The organism is Acinetobacter sp. TG2027, from assembly GCF_000302435.1.
In the GTDB taxonomy this organism is placed as follows: Bacteria; Pseudomonadota; Gammaproteobacteria; order Pseudomonadales; family Moraxellaceae; genus Acinetobacter; species Acinetobacter pittii.
This window is the reverse complement of record NZ_AMJN01000037.1, coordinates 1-25,686: the sequence shown is the minus strand read 5'-3', so window position 1 is coordinate 25,686 and position 25,686 is coordinate 1. Positions and strand designations below refer to the sequence as shown.

Here is a 25,686-nt window from a genome sequence, read left to right as displayed (position 1 = left end):
TTGAATGAACTTATGATTTCTTGGAAATACGCTCTTCGATGGCAAATTTGAGTAAAGAAGCGCTGCGGTAAAAACCATGTGCGAACTTTCCAAATGGCATGGTAATAAAGAATGTCATGACCGTAGCTAAATGGAAAATCAGTAAAAGTGCCATGTAAGGGGTATTGCGAAATGCCATGAGTGCTAGCCCTGAAGCGCTAACGATAAGCAGAAGGAAGATAAAGCCTCGATCTACAGGTTTTTGCTCATGGTCACCATGCAACGGATGACGTTTAAGATTTAAATAGAGCAAGCCAGATGGTCCGACAACTAAGCCAATTCCACCTAAAGTGCCTAAAATCACAGGCAAGCTTAGGTAAGGATAAGGTGCATGTAGGTCAAGAAAATAATGATATAAAGTCGCTACACCCGTAGCTGCGAAGCAGAGCATAAAGCCGTAAAAAGTTAGATGATGGAACACACGGCGGATTTGTGTGTAACGGTCATCTTGCTCATTACAGCCTTTGCCATGTCCACCATCTAAATATTTAAGGGTTAATACGTTTTGGGTAGCTTGAACTAGGTCTGGTTTCTCAACTTTGCCATGAATGACTTTAGACGTCTGTCGCCAAAATTTACTAATCCCAATGCCGAGCAGAACAATCGCAACTGTAAAGGTCGCTCCAAACAGTAGCGCTAAAAAGTTATGCGGGAAAATCGCATAGAAATTACCTTGATAGCCTGCAAACAGGTCGGTGCCTTTGTACCACACCACAGCTAGCATGCATAAAAAGAAAATAAGTGTTAAAGCCGAGACAAAAGGAATACCTACAGACTTATAAAGTCGACCTAAAGGCTGAGGGGTCGCAAACTCTTGATAAGTTTCTAAACGTACCTGTGCCATCGCTTTAGGAATGTTTACGCCAAACTCATGCGGTGGGGCATATTGGCAAGCGTGTAAACAAGCACCACAGTTATGGCAGAGGTTTGCGAGGTAGTGAATATCGGCTTGGTTAAACTCAAGACGTTTGGTCATGGCCGCAAAAACTGCGCAAAATGACTCACAGTAGCGACAAGCATTACAAATCTGTAGGGCTCTTTGAACTTCTTGCTCATGGTCAGAGAGCTGAACAACTGGAATTAGGGCTTTACTATTAGCATTCATGTTCAACTCCTTGTAAAAGTGCATAATGGGCGGCATTTTTTCCGGCAATCCGTCCAAAGGTCGTGCCAATCGACATGCCAACGCCTGCGGTATAACCCTGACCAAGCACGTTACCTGCCATCATTTCACCTGCGACAAACAGGTTGCGGCTTGGCTTATTGTTAAAACGCACAGCAGCATCATCTTCGACTTTTAAACCTAAATAGGTAAAGGTAATGCCGGGTTTAAGCGCATAGGCATAGAAGGGTGGCTGGTCGAGAGGAACGGCCCAATGAGTTTTGTTGGGAACAATATTTTCGGTGGTGCAGTTATCTAAAACAGTATGGTTAAAGGTGCCTTGCACACAGGCTTGATTAAATTCTTCTACGGTATGGCATAAGGTTTTGGCATCTAGCCCGATTTTTTCGGCCAGTTCTTGAATGCTATTTGCTTTTACACCCGCAAATACAGGTGGCATAAAACGACCAATGGCTTTTGAATCAATAATCGAATAAGCAATTTGCTGGGGTTGTTTAGCAACAAGGCGGCCCCAAATCGCATAACGTTTTGGCCAGAAGTCTTCGCCTTCATCGTAAAAACGTTCGGCTTTGTTATTAACCACAATTCCCAATGAAACACAGTCAATACGAGTACAAATACCGCCGTCATATAATGGTGCGCGTGCATCTACGGCGACACAGTGCGATTGTGATGGGTCACCAATAATATCGGCTCCTTGATCTATCATAAATTTGAGTAAGTTGCCTTGATTAAAGCGGGTTCCACGAATAATAAAATTATCGGCAGGCCATTCGCCGTTTTCATTTTGTCCCCATGCTTCTCTTAACCATTCTAAATTTGACTCAAAACCACCTGCGGCCAAGACACAGCTTTTTGCTTTAAACACACGGCCATCTTCAGCAATTGCAGCTTCAAAATGTCCTTGGTTTAACTTTAGATCTTTAATTTTTGTGTTGTATAAAATTTCGATACCAAGTTCTTGAGCACTACGGTAGTACGCATTGATGAGGGCTTTACCACCACCCATAAAAAATGCATTGGTACGTGCAACATGTAAAGCACCCGATAGTGGCGGCTGAAAATTAACACCATGTTTACGCATCCAGTCACGGCAGGTCGCCGTGCTACGAATGACGAGACGAGCTAAGTGCTCATTGGTTTTGCCCGCAGTCACTTTAAGTAGATCTTGCCAATATTCTTCTTCAGGATAGGCATCAACCAATACATCTTGAGGAGCATCATGCATGCAGCGAAGGTTACGAGTGTGTTGTGAGTTACCACCACGCCACTCTTTAGGCGCTGCTTCTAGCACAAGCACAGAAGCGCCACTTTCTTTTGCCGTGAGCGCGGCACACAGTGCGGCATTCCCACCACCAATTACAATCACATCATGCATGGATTTCTCCCTTTCTCAGCTAGGGCTAATGTAGCTTTAAAAGGAAAGATGAAGTGAGAGGCTAAACTTGAATGGGTGTTTAGTAAAAATAAACACTAATAGCTTAAGTATTTATGAGTTCCGCACCGGGCCAGCGTTTTTCATTAATCAAGTTTGCTACACAGGCACGAATCACTACCTTCGTGGCTAAGGTGGCAGGCGAGATTTCTTCTTCAGAAAGGCTAATTAAATAGTTAATGCGTTCAATGGCAGGTTCTACAACGCGCAGTAAACATAGGTCTTGCCGTGAGTTTAACGATGCACCCGCAGGTTGAATCGTTGCCATTTCGAGTTGGCTAATGCTTTCCATTAACAAATGCAGCCCATCAATTTCATAGGCCACTTTAAGTTGGTGAATTTTCTGTTCGAGCAACAAACGTAGCCCATGTCGTTGACTCGGTAAAATCAGAGGGAGTTCTTTAAGCTGTGAATGATTAATGGCTTGAGTATCGATACAGCTTTCAAGATGGTACTGACTCAGTACTTCTTTAGGTGAGATTAAAAACATTTGTTCTTTGACTAAAGGCTGTATGGCCCATTGTGGGTCGACATCGTCACTAAAGATGATCGCGACATCGAGCTGCCTCGCATTAACCAAGGCTTTGAGATCACCCGATAACCCTTCAATTAAACGGACTTTAATGTCGGGATAACGGTTTCTCATCAGTTTTAAAAAGTGCGTGCCAATAACAGCCGCAACACTTGGCGAAAAACCTACGGTGACGTGACCACTTAAACGTGAAGAGTGTGCAGAGTCTACGGCATGGTCTAGGTGTCTAAGTGCCAGTTGCACTTGTTGAAAAAAAGCTAAGCCCGCAGAGGTGGGAACCGTACCCAAAGCGGTACGTTGTAAAAGGCGAATGGAAAGTTCACTTTCTAATTTTGAGATTTGCTGACTTAATGCAGAAGTTCCAATATCGAGATTTTTTGCAGCTTTACCCAAGCTTCCTGACTCGATCACTGCAATAAAATACTTTAATTGTTTGAGTTCCACGGCAAATACTACATTAACCTTTATGGATTAATTCTACACTGGTTTATCGCTATAGATTTTGTTCTATTGCTTTGAGTAAACCACTAAAAGAGAAAAGGCAACATCACCTCAAGACGTTGCCTTTTAGAGCTTTTATTCTTTAACCTGCTCAAGACCCTGTTCTTCAATAATTTGTGTTGCTTGTGGCGATTTTACAAATTTAATTAACTCTTTTGCGACTTTTGCATGTTCCGAGTTTTTACCAATGCCTGCCGCAAATACCGTCACTTTTTGATAAGGTGCAGGAATTGGGCCGACTAATTCAACTTGACCATATTTGCCAGTAAAAGGTTTGATTTCACTAATTTGCTGGAAACCAATATCAAACTGGCCTTCAGCGATACGTTTTGCAACGCGGTCGCCTACCACTTTTTCTGCCTTACTCGAAATTACTTTGTACTCGACAGGCGGGAAGCTTGGGAAAACATCTTTTTCAAGATGCGTACCGCTCGCACTTGCTGAATAGCCGATGTGCTTGGCATTTAATAAAACTTTTTCAAATTTTTCTGCAGAACTAATATCTGGCTTTGGTGCCCCTTTAGGCACAGCCATGCCAATGCTTGAATTCACTAAAGCACTTTGTGAATTTGGGTCTACATAACCCTTTTCTGCGAGCTTGTTGAGTTCAGGAGCAGCCAAGACCACCACGTCAAAACGTTCACCACGATCGAGTCGATTTGGAATTGCAGTTGGTGATGCACCCATTGATGAACCAGACGAGAGGTGAACCGTGTGACCAGTTTGTTTTTCAAATAATGGAATGAGTTTTTCCATAGATGAATAAAAACCACCTGAGCTAATCACTTCGATTGTATCTGCGTTAGTAAGAGTTGAGCCTAAGCCAGCACCAGCTAGGCAAATGGTCATGAAGATAGGGGACTTTTTCATAGTATCTCGCTTTAATGACAGGAGAACACAGTACGGAGATTTAAGATCTGCCGTACTGTTCATTAAAATTTCAGATTAAGTAGTTGTTGTTTTAAGCGCTAATCTTTGCAGGTTCAGCAATCGCGTCAGTATTTTTCTGTTTAGAACCGCGGCATAGATACAAGCTTGAGATGAGGCTACAGACCGCAGCAAGCATGAGCCAGAAAGCAGGGGTACTTGGGTTGCCTGTGTTTTCGACAAGGAAGGTACAAGCCATTGGTGTCATACCACCAAAAATAGCGGCTGCAAGGCTGAACGCTAAAGAGAAACCAACTGTACGTACACGTTTCGGCATCACTTCTGCAAGCGTTGCGACCATGGTTCCGTTGTACATACCAAAGAAGAACGAGAAGTAAGCAAGCGTAATTAGAAGGTTTGAGAAACTAATGTTGCTCACTAACCAACTTAAAACCGGATAACTTGTAAAGAGAGCAAGTGTGGTAATACCGACTAGTACTGGACGGCGACCAATTTTGTCTGAAAGCAAACCACCCATTGGTAACCAGAAGAAATTTGATAAACCAACAAACACGGTTGCTAAAAGGCTATCTGTTACTGACATTTCTAAAGTACGTTTTGCATATACTGTGGTGTAAACCGTAATGAAATAGAACGTGGTTGTGGTCATGGCACTCATCATCATGCCTGCAAGGACGATGCGCCAGTTGCTTGCCAGTGTGCTGAAAATTTCTTTTGTTGAAGGATGAGTCTTTTGCGATTTAAAGTCTTCAGTTTCCTCTAAAGTACGACGGAACAAGAATATTAAAGGAATAATCAAACAACCGATTAAGAACGGAATACGCCAACCCCATTCACCCACTTGAGCAGTAGTTAAGATGGTGTTGAGCCAGTAGCCAAGTAATGCGGCAAACACAACAGCAACTTGTTGGCTGCCAGACTGCCAGCTTGTGATAAATCCACGATTTTTATCCGTTGCAATCTCTGCTAGATAAATAGAAACACCGCCAGATTCAACACCTGCCGAGAAGCCTTGTAATAGACGTCCAATCACCACCAAAATCGGCGCAATAATACCTATAGTTTCATAACCCGGTACAAAGGTAATTAAGATGGTTCCGATGGCCATAAGGCTTAAAGTAACAATGAGACCTTTGCGCCGACCAACTCTGTCGACATAAGCGCCCAAGAAAATAGCGCCGAGAGGACGCATAAGAAAGCCCGCAGCAAATACGGTAAATGTCATCATTAAAGAGACATATTCATTTTCAGAGTGGAAAAATTTTGCCGCGATATAAGTGGCATAGAAACCAAAAAGAAAAAAGTCGTACTGCTCTAAAAAGTTGCCACTCGTTACATTTAATATTTTTTTAAAAGTAGCCCTACGGTTATTCACGACATCCATTGGAGACCTCCTTGGCCTGACAAAATGGAAACATTCACGATTTTCGAGGCTGGACCTAAATTGATTCAATCAATAAATCTAAAGAGCAAATGGGTTAGAAATGAGATTTAGCGAGGTCCTTTGCAGAAAATGTGATGCCTTGTTTCCAGTTCAAACTACACATCTATATTTCGACAAGCGGAAAACCACTTATCATTCGGACGAAAATGTAATCTCAAAAAGCAGGAGGGAGTGAGAGGGCAAAATTAATTAGGTATTTAATAAAATTAATGACTCTTTATAAAATAATTTCAGAACATGGCCAAATCTGGTTTTGAATCAAATCTTTCACGCAAGCCTTAATGGCTGACTTTGCGGCAAGTGCAGCAGGTGATAATTCTTCTTCGGCAAGGCTTACCAAGTAATTGATTCGTTCAACTTCAGGGTCTACTAACTTGAGTAATTGAAGCTTATGTTTGTACTCTTGTAGACAAGCGCTACCTGGGCGGACACTGGCAAGGTCGAGGTGAATTAGACTGTCCATGAGTAAGTGTAGGCCATCAATTTCATAGACGACATTAAGCTGACCAATCTTGTGCTCAAGCAACTTTCTTAAGCTATGGCGCTGACGTGGTAGTACTAAAGGAAGGTCTCCAATTTGTTGAGACTGAATCACACCACTTTTGATGCAATCGGCAAGACCATATTCTTCTAGAACTTCCTTTCGTGCCATTAAATACATTTGCTCGCGTACCAAGGGTTGAATCGACCACTGTTTATCAATTTCATTGGTAAAAATAATGGCGATATCGAGCTGACGCGAGTTAATGGATTGAATTAGATTACCCGATAGCGTTTCCACAATTTCTAAACGAATATCTGGGTAACGTTCAGACATTAGTTTCATTAAAGGGATGCCAATCAAAGCAGTAATGGTCGGTGGAAAGCCAAGGCTGACATGTCCAGACAGTCGTGCAGAATGAGCAGCATCTACCGCGAAGTTCACTTGACGTAAAATAAGTTGAGAATGTTTTAAAAAGGCGAGTCCTGCTGGAGTAGGGGTTACACCAAAGGCATTACGCTGTAATAGGCGAATGCTTAGCTCTTGTTCTAATTTACTAATTTGCTGGCTAATAGCAGAAGCACCTACATCGAGTTTTTGGGCAGCTTTACCAATACTACCTGCTTCAACCACAGTCAAAAAATACTTTATTTGTTTGATTTCCATAATAAATGTGTTCGCTCATCATCCTTGATTTAATTTATACAGATATGAAGGATTGGGAAATCTATCATGCGCTTTAATATTAACAGCAATCCATAAAAAAGATCTTTAATTTGATATTCTAAAAACAATAAAACGATCTTTTTCAACTTTAATATTAAAATTTCTCCTCTAACTTTTATTTATTATTACGATAAATTTACCGCTAGATTTTCAGTCTTTCACATTCCTTATTCTTAGAATTTTAACCTATTTAATTTTACTAATGCCCCCTTTAATTTATTGGTATCACGATGTTTTCTTGATCTGTGCTTTAATCTTTTCAAATGAAAAAAGGAGCACATTAAATGCATGATGCATTAAAAAATATGATGGATTTTCAAATGATGAAGAAGAGTAACTGATTAAATAACTATTGGAAAAATATATGAGTATTTAGCTCATTTGATCAGAAGGGAAGATTGGGTAAATAGGTTTATTTATTTAAATATTAACGTTACCCATAGCATGGATATGCAAAAGACAACTCAATAGATTACGTTTTTACTATCTTGTTGTTATTCATCAGTATTATTTAACCGAAGCATTTTTAGATATTTTTGCAAAGGTTTTAATTCTTATTATAGATCTGGTGATTGTCCTAACTTTCCCTCTCCTTAGCTATTTCTTTCAGTCGCTTGATTCATAATTTTTATAGTAACGCTGCATTACTGAAGTTCGCTGTGAAAAAGCGCATTTCAAAACATAAGACCAAAACTAAAAACCAATAAGCATGATCGTGCCAAGGAGGTCGATTATGGAGATTGGTAAAAATCAAAATATGAATAGAGCAAAACGTTATAAGGATGTATGTAACATGAAAAATTTAACTTTACTCGCATTAACATGCGTCAGTGTGACAATAGCTGGGTGTGGTTCAGGAAATGCTTCTAAAGAGGCGGGTCAGCCAAAACGTCCGGAATGTATAGCCCCAGCTAAGCCGGGTGGCGGGTTTGATATGACCTGTAAATTGATTCAATCTGGCTTTAAACAAACAGACCAGCTCAAAGATCCAATACGCGTAACCTATATGCCAGGTGGGGTAGGTGCCGTAGCCTATAACAAGATCGTAAACAGTGATCCTGCGAATAATAATGCCGTGGTTGCATTTTCCACTGGTTCACTCTTGAACTTAGCACAAGGAAAATTCGGACACTTCACTGAAAAAGATGTGAAATGGTTATCTGGCGTCGCCGTCGATTATGGTTTGGTTTCGGTACATAAAGATTCACCATTGAAAAACCTTGATGACTTGATGAAAGCACTCCGAGAAAACCCAAAAGCACTTAGCTTTGGTGGTGCCGGAAGTGTGGGTGGTCAAGACTGGATGCAAACAGCAATGTTGGCAAAAAAAGCAGGTATTAGTCCTGCCGATTTAAGATTTGTTGCACTTGAAGGTGGTGGGGAAGTGCTGACTTCATTACTGGGTCAGCATATTCAAGTTGGGGTAGGCAATATTAGTGAAGTCAGTTCATACCTAGAGTCTGGTGATATTCGGGTTTTGGCTGTTTTTGCTAACAAACGTTTAGACGGAAAGTTCTCAAAATTACCTACTGCAAAAGAGCAAGGCTATGACATTGAGTGGCCAGTCATCCGTGGTTTCTATATGGGACCAAAGGTGAGCGATGAAGCCTATGGTTGGTGGAAAAATGCCTTCGATAAAATGATGGCTAACCAGAAATTTGACGCAGTCCGTGAAAATCAGGATCTACTCCCATTTCAGCTGACAGGTGAAGAACTCAAAGCTTATGTTTATAAACAGACCGCGGAAATGCGGCAGTTATCGCAAGAATATAAATTATCACAATAACAAATCGGCTGGGTTGAGAAGCTATTTTTCAGCTCAGTTTTTTTCTGAGGATAGATGATGAAATCTGAACGGATTCTTACCGCCATTATTACGGTTTGCGGGTTATTTTTGTTGATCTATGCGAGCAATTTTGAAGCCCCAATTTCCTACGATCCGGTAGGCCCTAAAGCTTTTCCTATTTTATTAATGGGTTTAATTACAGCGAGTGCAGCATATCTCACTATTCGACCAGCCATTATGTTTGAGCCAGTTGAGTTGGGGTGGACAAAACGTTTAATCGTTAAGTTAGTGTTGTGTGTGGTGGCTTTAACGCTATACGCATTAGTTTTTGAATGGCTAGGCTTTATTGTTGCAACCTTGTTGATGACCATTGCAGTGGGCAAACTTTTCCATGGCAAAACCATACCAGTTTTGGTGACAGGCTTGGTACTTAGCATGAGTACCTACTATATGTTTGACCGTTTCTTGGATGTGCCATTACCACTTGGATTTTTTGGTTAAGGATGACCCGATATGGATGTATTAAGTTTTTTAATGATGGGGTTTGAGGTTGCCTTGCAGCCGCAGAATCTTTTAATTGCTTTGATTGGCGCATTTATTGGAACGATTGTTGGCTTATTACCGGGTTTAGGTCCAATTAATGGGGTGGCAATTTTATTGCCGTTTGCTTATGCCTTGGGTTTACCTGTAGATAGTGCCTTGATTCTATTGGCAGCGGTTTATTTGGGCTGTGAATATGGCGGACGTATTTCAGCGATTCTGTTAAACGTACCCGGAGATGCTGGAGCCATTATGACCACCTTAGATGGTTATCCATTGGCACAGCAAGGAAAAGCAGGAATCGCATTGTCTTTGTCATCGGTCAGTTCCTTTGTTGGGAGTACTGTCGCCTTTATTGGGATTGTGTTGTTTGCTCCTATACTGGCGAAATGGGCAATTGCGTTTGGCCCCGCTGAATATTTTGCGCTGATGGTCTTTGCAATTGTTTGTTTAACTGGTCTGGTTAGTACGCAGCCTTTTAAAACCTTAATTATGGCACTAATGGGCTTAGCACTTTCAACTGTAGGTATGGATGCAATTACAGGGGTATATCGCTTTACTTTTAACAGTGTCGGTTTAAGTGATGGAATTGCTTTTACGACTTTAGTGATTGGTTTATTTAGTGTAAGTGAAATTTTATTACTACTCGAACGTACCACAATTGGTAAGGTTGCTTTAAAGCAAGGCAAACGTACATTGTTTAACCTAAAAGAATTTCTCAGTTCATTGGCTACAATCATCCGTGGTGCATTGATTGGTTTCTTCTCAGGAATTTTACCAGGTGCAGGTGCAACAGTTGCAAGTGCAATGGCCTATACCACTGAACGGAAGATGGCAAGTGATAGTAGCAAGTTTGGTAAAGGTGATTTACGTGGGCTTGCTGCACCAGAAAGTGCGAATAACGCAGCGGCTTGTGGTTCATTTGTACCCATGTTGACACTCGGTGTGCCGGGCTCGGGGACTACTGCGGTAATGATGGGTGCCTTGCTTATGTACAACATTACCCCAGGTCCTCAGTTGTTTAGTGAGCAGCCCGTATTGGTCTGGTCTCTGATCGCCTCTTTAATGGTGGGTAACGTCATTCTGTTGGTATTAAACTTGCCATTGGTAGGCTTCTTTGCCCGCATGTTGAATATTCCTAATTATATTCTGATCCCGATCATCGCAAGTGTGAGTTTTGTTGGTGTGTATGCTATTCATAGCAATATCTTTGACTTGCTGTTATGTATGGGCTTAGGGGTATGTGGATATATTCTCAGAAAATTTGATTTTCCCTTAGCTCCACTGATTCTTGGTTTTGTACTTGGCGAATTAATGGAATCGAATCTGCGCCGTGCACTTTCAATTTCTCAAGGGGAACTTGATGTCTTATGGAGCAGTAACATTAGTATAGGACTTTGGATCATGTCAGGATTATTATTGATCTTGCCAATCGTTCGTAAATACTTGTTTATCAAAAAGCAACAAGCTTAATAGGACAGCAATAATAGTCAGCATTGCTTGGCTATTATTGCTCTGAATTATGGAAAAAATAAGCTCAAATTTCAAAGGATTAGCAATTGCTCTGGTCGGAGCTTTAATTGCCAAATATCTGCATATTCCCTTGCCTTGGTTGCTTGGACCTTTATTGACGGCTTTATTGTTCGGTAGTGTTGGTCATCCACTTGGTTGTGATCCCCAGTGGCGACGCATAGGGCAGGTTATTATTGGTATGGCTTTAGGCCTATACTTTTCACCAGCTTTGGTACAGGCAGTGACAGCATATTGGGGCTTTATCCTCATAGGTTTGGCATGGTCACTTGTGTTGGGTACGTTGCTGGCTGGATTGCAATATCGAGTTAATGCTTTGGATTGGGCAACTGCATGGTTTTCTTCTGCGATTGGTAGCGCTAGTGAAATGGTGAATATTGCAGAACGGTATCAGGCTCAAGTCGATAAAGTCGTTGCTGCTCATAGTTTGAGAATTGTGATTTTGGTTGTGCTGGTTCCAATTTTTATGGAGCTTTATTTTCATGTCGAATGGACTGGTTTAAAGATACCAGTGTCGGATCAATTTAGCTTTTTTCAGGTCATTTTACTGTTTTGTCTGGCTCTGCTTGTTGGTCAGGTTTTTCAATTTTTTAATCTTTTAAATGCTTGGATTTTAGGGCCACTCGCCATTATCGGGTTATTGTCATTTTGTGGAATACTTCAGATGAAATTGCCTGAATGGTTTACTGCCTTTGGTCAAGTTTGTATCGGCTGGGCACTAGGTAGCAAATTTCCATTTAGCTTTTTAAGAAAGAATAAAAAATTTATTGGAATCACATTGATATTCAATTTACTGGCTTTAGTGTTATCGATCAGCGTTGCTTTATTACTGGTTAATTTAAGTCATACAGAAAAACAAATCTTGATTTTAGGCCTTTCACCCGGAGGCATCGCAGAAATGTCACTGATGGCTAAAGCTCTCGGACTCGCAGTACCCATCGTCGTTTCCTTTCAACTCTCAAGATTAATTTTCGTAATTCTCACTACACGCTTTTTTTATCAATACAGTCTGCAATTGTTTTTTAAATCTAAAAAGTAAGCCCTTTTTTAACATAAAAACTTTGTTGTGCTTACCGCTATACAAACCATAACTTTCCAATATGGCATCTACGGTCAAATCATTGGCGTTTGGAGCTAAGCAGAAGCATTCAAATCTACATAAAGTGAGGAATCAAAATAAAAAATATCCAGGATGGATCCATGAGTTTTGTTGTGAATAAAAAAATATTGATCTTAGGAATAACTTCAATTTGCACAAACACCTTACATGCGGCTGCATTTGATAAAACAGGGCAGTCTGTAGCGGCATTTTTACAACCGGGTAACTATTTTGAAGCAAGTTTAGGAATCACAGATGCCGATTTAAGTGGTGTAGAGTCGGGCACAAACCCGTCACATCATTCAATTTCAGATATCGCTAACACCGATTATCGACCTACCGCAGCGTTAAAATTACAGTTAGCACCGCAGTATTCATTTGGCTTGCTTTACGATCAACCATTTGGTGCCGACACAGAATATTCAGGCCTAAATGGCTTTGTTGCCACGCCAAAAGACACGGTTATGTTACCCGGCATTACAACAGCAGGACTTGCCAATGCTACTTCTGGTCAGGCTCCTACAGGAAATGCAAAATCAGAATTTGATATACAAAATTTAAGCTTTATTTTGGGGTATCAACCCACAAAAAACTGGAATCTTTATGCGGGGCCAGTCTATCAAACCTTTAAAAGTCAGGTTGAATTAAGGGGAAATGTATTTAGTCTTTACAACGGCTATGACTTTCACACCAAAACTGTAGGTGACTTGGGATGGTTAGCAGGGCTGGCCTACCAGATTCCGGAAAAAGCTGTGAAAGTCTCATTAACCTACCGTTCAGCCATTACTCACAAACTAAACGCGACTGAAAATGCCCCACTCATTGAGATGTTAAGCACTCAACAAGGTCGTGATTTAGTTAATCAGCATCTAGACTACATGATTTCTATTGGTCAGATGACTTCACAAAAGAAAGCTTACTTAAACCAGATTATTGCCAATTTGCCTGAACAAGAAGATACAGGTACAACAAAATTTAAATCTCCTGATTCAGTGAATTTGGAGTTCCAGACAGGACTTCGTCAGGGAACGTTACTGTTTGGTAGTTTACGCTGGGTAAATTGGAGTGATCTTGCTCTACAGCCTTATCGCTTTGGTGAGATCTCAAAAGTTGTTGGCGTACTATCAACGCCAAGCCGTCCGGAAGGTTTTAATTTGGTTCGTTATTATGATGACCAATGGTCTTTAAATTTAGGGGTTGGACAACGCTTTTCACCTAAATGGTTAGGTTCTGTGTCGGTTGGATGGGACTCGGGAGCAGGTGATAAAGTGTCAACGGGTGGCCCAAGCAAGGGATATTACAACTTGGGCGTGGGTGCTCAATATAGCCCGACATCGCAATACTTTATTTCTGGTGGCGTGAAGTATTACTGGTTAGGTGATGCAAAAGCTCAACTTGGCGCACAGGCGGGTAGTGACTATTATGTAGGTGAGTTTAAGGATAACCACTCAGTCAGCTATGGCTTAAAAATAGGATATAAATTTTAAAATTAAATCAGTCATTTATAAGGTTTTAATTACATGAATAAAATCATTAAAAACAGCCTATTTTTAGGATTATCGACTTTCATTGGAGGTTATGGAACTCTCCTTCATGCAGAAGCAAGTCCAACAACTTTGCCGGCGGTTTCGCAAAAAGCGTTAACCATTATTGATGGGCAAACAGAGTGGTTAAATAAGGTCTATAAAGACATTCATGAACACCCTGAACTTGGGTTTATGGAAACGCGTACTTCAGCAATTGTTGCCAAAGAACTTAAGTCACTGGGTTTTGACGTTAAAACGGGAATAGCCAAAACAGGCGTGGTCGGCATTTTAAAAAATGGTGAAGGGCCAACAGTCATGTACCGTGCCGATATGGATGCCAACACTGTTGAAGAAGCGACTGGTTTACCATACGCGAGTAAAGTGCGTGTAAAACTTGATGATGGAACTGAAACACCTGTAGCACATATGTGCGGTCATGATGCACATGTGACATGGATGCTCAGCATGGCAAAAACATTAGTCGCTTTAAAAAAGGAATGGAGCGGAACTATTATTTTAGTCGCGCAACCTGCCGAAGAGCCGATCACAGGTGCAAAAGCTATGGTGACCGATGGCTTATGGACAAAATATAACTTGCCAAAACCTGATTATTTCTTTGCAGTGCATACCACGCCTGCCCCTGTAGGCGTAGTCATCAATGCACCGGGACCACGTATGGCGGGAACCGATCAGCTTGATGTTTTATTTAAAGGTGTGGGTGGGCATGGTTCACTACCAATGCTCACCAAAAACCCGATTAGCATGGCGGCCAATGCAGTAAATCAATATCAAACCATTATGGGTAACGCAGTTGACCCGCAGCAAGCGGCAGTGTTATCAATTGGCTCAATTCAGGCTGGAAATTCGAATAACGTGATTCCTTCTACGGCCTTGGTCAAAATGAACTTGCGCTGGTTTGATCCTAAAGTGCGTGAAACCATGTTAAATAACATTAAGTCTATGAGTGAAGGTGCGGCTCAAATGCAGGGGATGGGTAAAGATCAATTACCTACCTTTACTTTTAAAGGTTCAAGCACACCCGTAATTAACAATAAAGAATTTTCGGCACGTTTAAATGGGCCTTTAAAAGCATTATTAGGCGATAAACATGTTCTAACTGAATATCCTGCGGTTATGGGGTCAGAAGATGTTCATCATTTGTTAGGCGAACAAAAAGACATTCCTTTTAACTTTATGTTCATTGGTGTGGCAGACCCAGTTGTGTTTGCAAATGCAGTCAAGCAAGGCAAACCTGTGCCTTATATTCCACATAGTCCAAACTACATTGTTGACTTAAAAGCTTTACCAGTAGGAGCCAAAGTCACTACAGTTTCGATGCTAGAACTACTTACTAAAAAATAAGTTACTCATAAAAAAAAGATGCACTTACATGCATCTTTTTTATCTAAGTTTTTAAAAGTTAAGAGCAAGCCAGATATTTTTCTCGATAATGGATGGGCGATAAATCGGTCCAGCGGCGAAACGCACGGGTAAAACTACTTACATCGGTAAAGCCAAGAATATAAGCAATCTCAGTAATATTATGGTTTGAGTTTTTAATATACGATAAGGCGAGTTCATGCCGAGTCTGATCAAGTAACTCACTATAAGAGGTGTTTTCGGCAGAAAGTTTGCGTTGCAGACTCCGTATGCTTAAGCCCAGACTTTTTGCAACGTCTTGTTGTTGAAAATCACCTGTAGATAATTTTTCGATTAATTTTACTTTCACTCGTGCCAATATATTTTCTTTATCGAGCCGTGCCAGATAACGATTAATAATTTCATCATATTCTTGGGTGAGAGTCGGATTTGCACCTTCTAGTGGTTGTTCTATGGTTGCCGTATCAAACACAATCATATCTTTGGGTGCATTAAAAACGATCGGAGCTTTTAAAATACTCTGGAATGTTTCTAGATCTTCTGGCTCTGAACGTCTTAGTTCAATCCGTAAGGGCGAAAAAACAGATCCTTGTAAAGCACGACTCGAGCGAATAAATACCGAAATAAATGCATCTATTGATTCGGGTTGAACTTCGTCGGGAACATGAATAACGAAATAATGGTTACTTCCTTGCCCATAAAACTCTAGTTCTGGAATATCTGTAACCACACGAAAATAACGAATAATTCTTAGAAACATCTCTTTTAGGGTGGTGCTGGTAATCAGTGAATGTCCTAACACATGAAAAGTATTTTGATTGACTTGGCTGGCAACTTTAAGGCCAAAACATGAATCTTGAGTTTTCTGAACTGCTAATTTCCATAAATTTGCTGTTTGTTTTAATGAATATCGTGCATCAGGATTACTCAGAGCCTGAATATCTAAACCTGCTTGTTCTAATAAAGGTTGACTATCAACACCGGCTTTTTCGAGCGCTTTTTGAATCGCTTTCACCCAGCTAGCCAGTGCCGTTGCTGTCTGTGGCATGTTATGTCCTATAACTTGTGATTCATATTCCTGTGAACAGTATAAAAGATTCAAAACTAAAAAATCTTTTGTTTGTTTTGAATCTTTTTATTTTGGCATCCATAGCCAATAGATTGGCGTTTCGAGCTAAGCACACTTAGGGTGATCTAAATAAAGTAGGGGCATGAAAAACTGAGGAATAACGGATGACTTATATTTATAAAAATCCTGCCGGAATGACCGATAGCGAAAAAACGGAACATATTAAAAAAGTAGTAACAGCAGAAGGTGTGGCTTTACGCAAACGCCATCCTATTTTGAACCATCAAAATGCCATTGGGGCGATGATTCTATTTATATCTTTGGTCGGCATGATAGCGACTGCCGTGCTCTATATAAATCATCAACTTTCAGCTTGGTTTGCAATTCCAATTATTGCTTTTTTTGCATCGCTCACCCATGAGTTAGAGCATGACCTGATTCACTGGATGTATTTTAGAAAGAAACCATGGGCACATCATTTAATGATGAGCTTAGTCTGGTTAGCTCGACCAAGTACCATTAACCCGTGGAAACGTCGTGAGCTGCATTTTAACCATCATAAAAACTCGGGCACCGAAGTTGATTTAGAAGAAAGAGCTTTAACCAATGGAGAGCAATGGAGCATACGCCGACTCATCGCGATTGGTGATAACGGCTTGGCGGTCTTGTTCCGTATTATCTCTGCAAGCAATTGGACGGTTAAAAAAGTCATTTTTAAACGTGCATTTATGGCTTATTTCCCGTTAGGAATTATTCACTGGTCGCTGTGGTATATCTTTTTAGGTTTTCATGTAGTTGATGTTGTTGCAGGTTGGGCGAATGCACCGATTGCTTGGTCAGCTACCACTTTAAATATTATGCATGTGGTTAATATTTTGACTGTTGTTTGGGTCGCACCGAATGTGCTGCGTACCTTCTGCTTGCACTTTGTGACTAGTAATATGCATTACTACGGTGATGTCGAATTGGGTAATGTCATTCAACAAACTCAAGTATTAACGCCGTGGTGGATGATGCCGTTCCAATTGTTTTGCTTTAACTTTGGTTCAACACATGCCATCCACCATTTTGTGGTGAAAGAACCATTCTACATTCGCCAAATGACTGCACCAGTTGCCCATAAAGTCATGCGTGATATGGGAGTACGGTTTAACGATGTCGGAACTTTTAAAAGAGCAAATCGTTGGAACGTAAATGATTTATCAGAGTCAAAAAGTTAAAATATAGCTTTTTATCTCGCTCAAATGGACTGAGTTCTGTACAAAGCACTCAGTCCATTAATTATAAATTCACCCTAAAGATTATTAAAAAATTAAACGGCTCTACTGAAACTTAGTAAAAAGCAAAATCACGCCTAATACACATAAAATAGAGCCAATCACCTTATTAATCTGTACTTGCTTAGCTAACATTTTCTGTCTCAGTAGCATGGATGAAAATAGTACAGCAACCAGTGAAAACCATACAAAATGGGCAAAAGACATAAAAAAGCCATAAGCCAAAAGAATAGTTTTAGGTGTAGTTAAACTCACAATTTGCGTATAGGTGCTAATCACAAATAGCGTGGTTTTAGGGTTCAGGGCGTTGGTAAAAAAGCCGTATTTTATGGCTTGCAAAGTACCTATAGAATTTAAAGCAGCAGTGTCTAAAACTGGTTTTTGAGTAAAAGTTTTATAGCCAATATAAATCAAATAAAGCGCGCCAATATACTTAACAATATTCAAAATTTGTGGCGTATAAGTCATCACAAACGCAACGGCGACTAGCGTATAGGTCACATGCACCAACACGCCAAGCGATATGCCGAGTGAAGTGAACACACCTATTTTTCTGCCGTATAAGTAACTATTTTTCGTAACGATCGCGAAGTCAGCGCCGGGGCTAACCACCGCCAAAATCGTGATTAGAATAACCGCAATGAACTCTGCCATTATTTTGCCCCTTCACTGAAAACAAGGGGATTAATCTGTACTTTTTGGAATGTATTTGAGAGGAGAGCTGTTTTGCTTAAAGCTGTTATTCTTTTCGTGAGAAAGATAGGGGCTTTACATTTGGGAAGATAGATATCGATATCCAATATGTTTTTCATCATCTAAAATGGGGTTTAATAAAGATGATTTTTATTTTGAACAGAAATCTAAAAATAAAAATCGATAAAAACGACTACACATTTATGAGTTTTTGGAATGATTGAAAGAATATCGCTGAATTCACTAAAATTTTTCTATTTTGTGGCGAAGTATGGCAGTGTGACTTTAGCTGCAAAGAAATTATTTGTGACGCAAAGTGCGGTCAGTAAACAGATTTATAATTTGGAAGAAGCTTTAAATACGACTTTATTCGATCGTAAAAATAAAACACTTGTGATGACCGAGCAGGGCGAAATTTTATTGAGTTGTTGCCATCAAGTTTTTGGTCAACTCGATGAATGTTTAATAGAACTCAGCCAGCCTAAAACTCACAACAAGCAACTGGTCTTGTCGTGTGAACCGACGCTTTCCATGAAATGGCTCATTCCTCGGTTATCAAAATTTAAAAAGCTCGGTCATGATTTTGAGGTTGTGTTACTTACCGCAGGTGGCGTGGTCGATTTTGAAAAAGATAATATTGATATCGCAATTCGCAGAAATGACTTTGATTGGGGAGAGCATATTTATAGCGAAAAGATTGCTGATGAATATATCGCTCTAGTTCAAGCAATCAAGCCATCGGAAACAAACGACTTACTCATTTCGACCTCTAGACCGAATTTTTTCAAAAGCATGAGTCGCATTGCTGAGTTAAAGCAAAATTTGAAAGGCTACACCAAAGTTGAACTCGAACATTTTTATCTATGTTTAGAAGGTTGTTTGGCAGGACTTGGCGCAACTGTGATCTCAATTTACATGATTGAAAAAGAGCTTGAATGGAACTTACTGAAAAGAATTTCACCTGTTGTGCAAGATAATTCAGCCTATTTTTTACTTTCTCATAGCGCTTTTGAGGAAGATTCACGTAAAACCATATTTTTAGAATGGCTAAAAGCAGAGATGAATGAGAGTCAGCACACATTACTTTAGGTTGATTCTTTTTAACTTAATTAATTGTTTATAAGTATTTGAAAAAATAATGAATATTTAAAATAATTAAGGTGCCGTGTGAGCGCTGTATATTGAATTTCTGCTGTCTAAAATTTCCTAAGATGAAAAATATTTAACTTCATACTTATTTATTAAACTCTAAACATGAATTTCACTCAGTTTGTAATGAGACTAAATCATTTTTATTCATGTTCTGATTGCGGTATAAATCTATTCATGCTCTGAAGCGCTCCAGTAATTCACTTTGATAAGACCATAAGGCACAAAACTGACAAGTCTGGAAAGTTTAAAAAGAGCAAAAAGTTTTTATTTAGGTTTTATCTCAGAAATTAGGGTACTGATCACAATGAGTAAAGAATTTACATTTACGATTAAGAGTATTTGTTTCGATGAGAACTATCGTCCAGCAGACAATACACGTATTACAACCAACTTTGCTAACTTGGCAAGAGGGATGAGCCGCGAAGAGAATTTGCGCAATACATTGCAGATGATCGACAATCGTTTCAATGCCTTAGCTCATTGGGACAACCCTAAAGGTGACCGCTATGGCGTTGAACTTGAAATCATTTCAGTTGAAATGAATATTGATGCCGAAAACCGTACTAGCGGGCTTCCTCTCATCGAAATATTGAAAACCAATATTGTTGATAAGAAAACCAATGAACGCATCGAAGGTATTGTAGGCAACAACTTCTCGTCTTATGTACGTGACTATGACTTTAGTGTGCTGTTGTTAGATCACAACAAAAACAAGTCGACTTTTAGCACGCCAGAAAAGTTTGGTGAATTGCACGGTAACTTGTTTAAGAGCTTTATTAACTCTGAAACTTATAAAGCCAACTTTAAAAAGGCGCCTGTGATTTGCTTAAGCGTTTCGACGACTAAAGAGTACCACCGTACTGAAAACGAACATCCTGTTTTAGGTGTTGAATACAAGCAAGAAGACTATTCATTAACCGATGAATATTTCCAAAAAATGGGCTTAAAAGTTCGCTACTTCATGCCGCCAAATAGCGTTGCGCCATTAGCGTTCTATTTTACAGGCGATTTGTTGAGTGATTACACCAACCTTGAGTTGATTAGTACCATTAGTACGATGGAAACATTCCAAAAGATTTACCGTCCTGAAATTTACAACGCTAATTCAGTGGCTGGAAAATCTTATCAACCAAGCTTGAAACACGAAGATTATTCACTTACTCGAATTGTGTATGACCGCGAAGAACGTAGCCGTCTGGCTATTGAGCAGGGGAAGTTTGTTGAAGAGCAATTTATCAAACCATACCAAGCGATTCTTGAGCAGTGGTCTGCTAATTACGCTCCTAATTAATCAACATACGGGTCATTGATCATGAAAAAATTATTACCAACTTCAACTGCTGGCAGCTTACCTAAACCGTCTTGGCTTGCAGAACCTGAAAAGCTTTGGTCACCTTGGAAACTCGAAAACGAAGGCTTAGTTGAAGGTAAAAAAGACGCGTTACGTTTGGCATTGCACGAACAACAACTTGCAGGCATCGACATTGTGAGCGATGGCGAACAAACCCGCCAACACTTTGTGACCACGTTTATTGAACACTTAAATGGGGTAGATTTTGAGAAGCGCGAAACTGTACGTATTCGTGACCGTTACGATGCAAGCGTACCGTCTGTAGTTGGTGCGGTGTCTCGTCAAAAGCCTGTGTTTGTTGAAGATGCTAAGTTTTTACGTCAGCAAACCAATCAGCCAATTAAATGGGCATTACCTGGCCCAATGACTATGATTGATACGCTTTACGATGGTCACTACAAGAGTCGTGAAAAACTTGCTTGGGAATTTGCAAAAATCTTGAACCAAGAAGCGCGTGAGCTCGAAGCTGCTGGTGTAGACATTATTCAGTTTGACGAACCTGCATTTAACGTATTCTTTGACGAAGTAAATGACTGGGGCATCGCGACTTTAGAGCGTGCAATTGAAGGTCTAAAATGTGAAACTGCGGTGCACATTTGCTATGGTTACGGCATTAAAGCCAACACTGACTGGAAAAAGACACTCGGTTCTGAATGGCGCCAGTACGAAGAAGCTTTCCCGAAACTTCAAACATCTAACATTGATATCATCTCGTTAGAATGTCACAACTCACATGTGCCTATCGATTTACTAGAACTCATTCGTGGTAAAAAAGTGATGGTCGGCGCAATTGATGTTGCATCTAACCAGATCGAAACACCAGAAGAAGTAGCCAATACACTACGTAAGGCACTTCAGTTTGTAGACTCTGACAAGCTTTACCCTTGCACAAACTGCGGCATGGCGCCTCTTTCTCGTGAAGTGGCACGTGGCAAGTTAAATGCTTTAAGTGCAGGTGCAGAAATCGTTCGCCGAGAACTGACTGGTTATGATCTTACTGCTTAATATTTACTAATAAGTGGTATAAAGGGTTACTTTTTGATGGCAGTTGATAATCAAACAAGTAACCCTCATTTTACTTACTACATGTCGCTCTAATCTGATCGCATGTCGATAGTACCTTCCTGATGGAGTTGGGCGGTATAGCAAACACACAGGACAAGGTACGGTTCAATTTAGGAATAATGTCATGGTTCAAGCAACAGACTTTAGAAATGCAATGTCTTTACTCACAAGTGCAGTTAGTGTTGTGACCACGGCAGGCATGTCTGGCCGTTTTGGATTTACTGCCTCTGCTGTTTGTAGTGTGACTGACACACCACCGACATTATTGGTGTGTATGAACCAATCTGCGAGTTCGCATGCACATTTCCTAGATAATAAAATTTTAACGGTGAACGTTTTAGGCGCACACCACGAACATATTTCAAAAGTATTTTCATCTAAGCTCACACCAGAAGAGCGCTTTAAACATGGCGCATGGATTGAGTTAGAAACGGGTTCACCTGTATTAGACGATGCTTTGGTAAGTTTCGATTGTGAGATTGAGCAAATTCAACAAGTCGGCACACATACGATTTTTATATGTCCGATTGTGGCGATTAAACAAAGCCAACATGACCAAAGTTTGGTTTATTTTAACCGTGCTTATCACCAAGTGGGGCAGACCGAGATTGTCTAAACCCACGCGTTTAGTTGTTTCTGCAATAGCGAAATGAGGGCCTAGGAACAATCCTATTTACAAGTTGTTTTACCGGGTTCAGGCTCTCGGATTTCTAGCTTATTGTTATGTTCTACTACACAAATACGTGTATCGAAAGTTTTGTATATATCCAAAGTAATGTCATAAGCTACATTCTTTTCAAACGCCTTTAGAGGAATTTTTACACAATCTTTCTCTTCTATTGGCAAAGGAAAATTTGAATATTCTTTCTCATAAGTGCTTTTGTAGCCGTTTGTATAGTCAGCTTTCGCCACAAAAATAATAAATTTTTTATCAAATGGATAGTTCGTTTTTTTAGGGTTATTGGTAAAGGCACATACATACTCTTGATGTAGTGTAACCTCTAATGGAAGAGGGCCTTGGCTACAACCATTCAATAAACACCCAGTGGTTAATATTAAAATGGACTTTGAAAATAGTCTTCTCATTTATGTTCTCGTAAAGTTCTAAAAAATATTCCAAATCAAAAAGTAAAATTCAAGTGGTTTAGCTTACCGTATCTGACTCTTTTTAAAAAATAAATAAATACAATTGGATATAATATATAAAATAATAATTAAGTTAATCTAATGAAAAACAATAAGAAATTTAATAACTTGTCATAAACGCTACATTGACACCTCTAAACACTCAGATTATGCTTTGCGTGCTGGCCTACATTGCCAGCTGGCTTTGACAGGCCAGAACCTAAGTACATTGAAAAAACTTGTTTTTTTAATGTAGACTCGTTCGTCCCCCTTTTTTTGTTGCGGTAGGACGGAAGGGGGACACCCTCGGGTGTGCTGATTCTTAGGTTCAGTCTGTCAACCCTCTTTCGTTCTGCCACCATTATTTGACAGTAATGCGGTAGGACTTCTTTTACCTAAGGAGTCGCTCATGCGCAACATTTCTATTTTATTGGCAACCATTGCCAAGCCTTTTATTCCGATATCGTTTAGCTCATCTTTAAAACTGTTTAATTGAAAATACGTTTTAAAGCTTTAGCTCGTCACGACTAAAAACTTATATCAACAATAAAACTTGAGATGTGCCAAGCACCGTCTTACGGCTTTGCTGTGCCTTTTTTTCTCCCAGAAAGGGCACAGGCTTTTTATCTCATTTAGAAACAACAAGAATTTATAACGGTAAAACGATGCCAACTTTAGAAAGATCTTCCAAAAAATTACAGGTTGTTCAAACTGCCATCCAACTCTTTACCACGCATGGATTCCATAATGCAGGCGTAGACCTGATTATCAAAAAATCCAAAATTCAAAAAGCCACGTTTTATAACTACTTTCACTCAAAAGAACGGCTTGTTGAAATGTGCCTAATCTTTCAAAAAAGCCGACTTAAAGAAGAAGTTCTGGCAATTGTCTACTCACATCGCTACCCAACCGCAGCCGATAAACTTAAAGAAATTGTTCGTTTACATGTCGATGTAAATAGCCTTTACCATCTTTTGTTTAAAGCTATTTTTGAATTAAAACTGCTTTATCCACGGGCTTACCGCATGGCAGTTGAATATCGAAAATGGCTACTAAAAGAAATTTTTGATTTGGTCTTTAGTTTAGAAACCAACAAACTCAAACCCGATGCCAACATGGTTTTAAACTTAATTGATGGCTTGATGTTACAAGTTTTAAGCTTTAACAGTTTGAATGAACGGGATGTGGTGTTGGAGAGGTTTTGGGGAAATACATTGATATAAAAACTAAAATATTTATATAAAGTAAAATTTTAATTAATAAATCTTAATTGTAATAATGCGGTTTATTAATTTTATATGTTTTTAACCATATGTTTTAATTTTATTTAAATTAATCATTATTGCTGCTTTTAAATAAATGATATATCTTTAATAATATGATTTTTTAGAGTTTATAGCCTACCACTTCCCCAAGGGGTAGGTTTTTTTTATTTAAAAATTTTACTCTAATTGCTGGATTGTATAGCTTTGATAGGTTTTAAATGTATGTGTTTAAAACCTATTTTTATAATTTAAATTTTAAAAAAATTAATTGTTTAGTTAATGTTTTTAAAAAATAATCATTTTTCACTTTATTTTTTTTAAAAGAAAATTATTCTGAAAATTATTTGTTTAAGGTGTGGGGATTAATAATTTTTAAATAAGTTTTGGATTGTTTTAAAATATTTTAAGAGATTAGATCTTCTAATGAGTAAATTGCCTCTTCCCCCCAATGATTTACAACTTATAATCAAATCAGGTACGAAGTTTTTTTTATATTTTTGTATTGCTTCAAGTTTATCAATATCACTCACAAAAGCAGAGACCGCGTCTGCTAACTCGGGAAAAAACTTAACAAAGAAGGTTTCTCAGCTCTTTAAACCCACGCCGGATGAAAGCTATCGATCTATCGACTTCCAAAAATTAAGTAATTTAGGCTTTGATCAGAACCAATTTCAACGGTTTGGAAATGATGGGAATTATTTACCGACTTCTACTGCGATGTGGAATAATCAAGTCAGTTTAGTTGATGCTGTTCAATATGCAGTTCAACGAAATCCTAATATTTCTCAAGCCATTTCAACTTTAGCTGGCCAAAATGCTGGTATTGATGTTGCGAGGGCAGGTTATTATCCTCAAATTTCAGGTGGTATTACCACAGGTGACTTGAGTAGTGGTGAGCGGGGAAGGCAGTTACTCACATTATCTGCAACTCAAATGCTTTTTGATTTTGGTAAAGTCAAATCAGGTGTATCGGTTGAGAAGGCTAAACTCCAAGTCGAGCAGGCGAATGTGTTGGTCAGTATTGACGATATTGCACTTGATGTGGCTCAGTCGATTATCAATATTCAGCGCTATCTCCAATTAAATAAAATTGCCGAGCAGCAAATTGCGGGTATTCAGCGAATTCAGGAAATCGCTAATTTACGTGCAAATGCTGGTATTAGTAGCCAAGCTGATCCAGTTCAGGCACAAACTTATTTAGAATCTGCGCAGTCAACACTTATTGCACAGCAATCTTTACTACGTCAGTACCAACAACATTTAAGAACTCTGGTAGGCGTAGATGTTTTTAATAAATCATGGATCATTCCTGACGATTTAGTGAAACAGTCTGGTCTTTATAGTGAACCTGAGTTTAATACCATTCCAAAAATGATCGCTGCACAAGCAGGCATTGAAGTGGCTAAAGCTCAAAAGGAACAGACCCGTTTAACACGTTATCCAACTTTGGCAGTGAAAGGCTCTTTGAGTCAGGCTATTAATGGAAAAAACCCAAACAATAATGAAGACGATGGTTTATATAGTTCCATCATGCTTGAAGCCACCAGTCAGTTTTATCAAGGTGGATCAGTTTCTTCCCAAGTAAAAATGGCAAGTTATGCAGAGGAAGCCGCTAAATCTAAAGTGAATTCTGTGTATCTGGATGTGCTCGATCAGATC

22 protein-coding genes are annotated in these 25,686 nt (G+C 39.5%); 13 read left to right on the top strand and 9 right to left on the bottom strand.

What is annotated here, in order from left to right:
- Positions 1–10: 10 nt before the first annotated feature.
- The 6 genes from tcuB to B806_RS0109340 form a co-directional block, all read right to left on the bottom strand.
- Positions 11–1,144, bottom strand: coding sequence for a tricarballylate utilization 4Fe-4S protein TcuB (gene tcuB, locus B806_RS0109365; RefSeq protein ID WP_017402937.1), 1,134 nt, complete (start codon positions 1,142–1,144; stop codon positions 11–13).
- Entirely contained in the window at positions 1,134–2,540 is a 1,407-nt protein-coding gene (gene tcuA / locus B806_RS0109360; RefSeq protein WP_017387498.1) for an FAD-dependent tricarballylate dehydrogenase TcuA, read from the bottom strand. The genes tcuB and tcuA overlap by 11 nt, the downstream gene beginning before the upstream one ends.
- Before the next feature lie 103 nt (positions 2,541–2,643).
- On the bottom strand, positions 2,644–3,573 hold the full coding sequence (locus B806_RS0109355) for a LysR family transcriptional regulator (RefSeq protein ID WP_017387499.1): 930 nt from the start codon (positions 3,571–3,573) through the stop codon (positions 2,644–2,646).
- A 132-nt stretch (positions 3,574–3,705) separates the two neighbouring features.
- Positions 3,706–4,500, bottom strand: a complete 795-nt coding sequence (locus B806_RS0109350; protein WP_017402936.1) for a substrate-binding domain-containing protein — start codon at positions 4,498–4,500, stop codon at positions 3,706–3,708.
- Positions 4,501–4,591: 91 nt separating this feature from the next.
- Positions 4,592–5,902, bottom strand: coding sequence for an MFS transporter (locus B806_RS0109345; protein WP_017387501.1), 1,311 nt, complete (start codon positions 5,900–5,902; stop codon positions 4,592–4,594).
- A 277-nt stretch (positions 5,903–6,179) separates the two neighbouring features.
- The gene (locus B806_RS0109340; protein ID WP_005071169.1) at positions 6,180–7,109 is read right to left on the bottom strand and encodes a LysR family transcriptional regulator; all 930 of its coding nucleotides are present in this window, start codon (positions 7,107–7,109) and stop codon (positions 6,180–6,182) included.
- Positions 7,110–7,902: 793 nt separating this feature from the next.
- Here B806_RS0109340 and B806_RS0109335 point away from each other — a divergent pair.
- The 6 genes from B806_RS0109335 (at position 7,903) to B806_RS0109310 (ending at position 15,012) form a co-directional block, all read left to right on the top strand.
- A complete protein-coding gene (locus tag B806_RS0109335; RefSeq protein ID WP_017387502.1) occupies positions 7,903–8,955 on the top strand; it encodes a tripartite tricarboxylate transporter substrate binding protein in 1,053 nt (350 codons plus the stop codon).
- Positions 8,956–9,009: 54 nt separating this feature from the next.
- Positions 9,010–9,456 carry a tripartite tricarboxylate transporter TctB family protein gene (locus tag B806_RS0109330; RefSeq protein ID WP_079381055.1) on the top strand — a complete coding sequence of 149 codons (447 nt, stop codon included), beginning with the start codon at positions 9,010–9,012 and terminating at the stop codon, positions 9,454–9,456.
- Positions 9,457–9,468: 12 nt separating this feature from the next.
- Entirely contained in the window at positions 9,469–10,968 is a 1,500-nt protein-coding gene (locus B806_RS0109325; RefSeq protein WP_017387504.1) for a tripartite tricarboxylate transporter permease, read from the top strand.
- A 49-nt stretch (positions 10,969–11,017) separates the two neighbouring features.
- Entirely contained in the window at positions 11,018–12,064 is a 1,047-nt protein-coding gene (locus B806_RS0109320) for an AbrB family transcriptional regulator (protein WP_017387505.1), read from the top strand.
- Positions 12,065–12,225: 161 nt separating this feature from the next.
- Complete coding sequence (locus tag B806_RS0109315; RefSeq protein WP_017387506.1) at positions 12,226–13,611, top strand: outer membrane protein transport protein; 1,386 nt, start codon at positions 12,226–12,228, stop codon at positions 13,609–13,611.
- A gap of 33 nt (positions 13,612–13,644) precedes the next feature.
- Positions 13,645–15,012, top strand: coding sequence for an amidohydrolase (locus tag B806_RS0109310; protein WP_017387507.1), 1,368 nt, complete (start codon positions 13,645–13,647; stop codon positions 15,010–15,012).
- A 58-nt stretch (positions 15,013–15,070) separates the two neighbouring features.
- Here B806_RS0109310 and B806_RS0109305 read toward each other — a convergent pair whose 3' ends face one another.
- Complete coding sequence (locus tag B806_RS0109305; RefSeq protein WP_017402935.1) at positions 15,071–16,078, bottom strand: AraC family transcriptional regulator; 1,008 nt, start codon at positions 16,076–16,078, stop codon at positions 15,071–15,073.
- Positions 16,079–16,293: 215 nt separating this feature from the next.
- Between B806_RS0109305 and B806_RS0109300 the strand changes: the two genes are divergently transcribed.
- Entirely contained in the window at positions 16,294–17,319 is a 1,026-nt protein-coding gene (locus B806_RS0109300) for a fatty acid desaturase (protein WP_079381061.1), read from the top strand.
- 102 nt (positions 17,320–17,421) lie between these two features.
- Here B806_RS0109300 and B806_RS0109295 read toward each other — a convergent pair whose 3' ends face one another.
- A complete protein-coding gene (locus tag B806_RS0109295; RefSeq protein WP_017402933.1) occupies positions 17,422–18,030 on the bottom strand; it encodes a LysE family translocator in 609 nt (202 codons plus the stop codon).
- 255 nt (positions 18,031–18,285) lie between these two features.
- Between B806_RS0109295 and B806_RS0109290 the strand changes: the two genes are divergently transcribed.
- The 4 genes from B806_RS0109290 (at position 18,286) to B806_RS0109275 (ending at position 22,253) form a co-directional block, all read left to right on the top strand.
- Positions 18,286–19,158, top strand: a complete 873-nt coding sequence (locus tag B806_RS0109290; protein ID WP_017402932.1) for a LysR family transcriptional regulator — start codon at positions 18,286–18,288, stop codon at positions 19,156–19,158.
- A gap of 367 nt (positions 19,159–19,525) precedes the next feature.
- Entirely contained in the window at positions 19,526–20,512 is a 987-nt protein-coding gene (locus B806_RS0109285) for a DUF1852 domain-containing protein (RefSeq protein WP_000031350.1), read from the top strand.
- A 21-nt stretch (positions 20,513–20,533) separates the two neighbouring features.
- The gene (locus B806_RS0109280) at positions 20,534–21,577 is read left to right on the top strand and encodes a methionine synthase (RefSeq protein WP_000735359.1); all 1,044 of its coding nucleotides are present in this window, start codon (positions 20,534–20,536) and stop codon (positions 21,575–21,577) included.
- Positions 21,578–21,761: 184 nt separating this feature from the next.
- Complete coding sequence (locus B806_RS0109275) at positions 21,762–22,253, top strand: flavin reductase (protein WP_017402931.1); 492 nt, start codon at positions 21,762–21,764, stop codon at positions 22,251–22,253.
- Between the two features lie 53 nt (positions 22,254–22,306).
- Here the strand turns inward: B806_RS0109275 and B806_RS20220 are convergent, their stop codons facing one another.
- Entirely contained in the window at positions 22,307–22,723 is a 417-nt protein-coding gene (locus tag B806_RS20220) for an NF045616 family extracytoplasmic (lipo)protein (RefSeq protein WP_017402930.1), read from the bottom strand.
- Between the two features lie 704 nt (positions 22,724–23,427).
- On the opposite strand from B806_RS20220, the gene B806_RS0109265 reads away from it, so the two are divergent.
- Both B806_RS0109265 and B806_RS0109260 read left to right on the top strand, forming a co-directional pair.
- Positions 23,428–23,985 (top strand): TetR/AcrR family transcriptional regulator, encoded by a 558-nt coding sequence (locus B806_RS0109265; protein ID WP_017402929.1) that lies wholly within the window; start codon positions 23,428–23,430, stop codon positions 23,983–23,985.
- A gap of 465 nt (positions 23,986–24,450) precedes the next feature.
- Positions 24,451–25,686 (top strand): TolC family protein (locus tag B806_RS0109260; protein ID WP_017402928.1); only part of this gene is annotated, 1,236 nt, incomplete at its 3' end.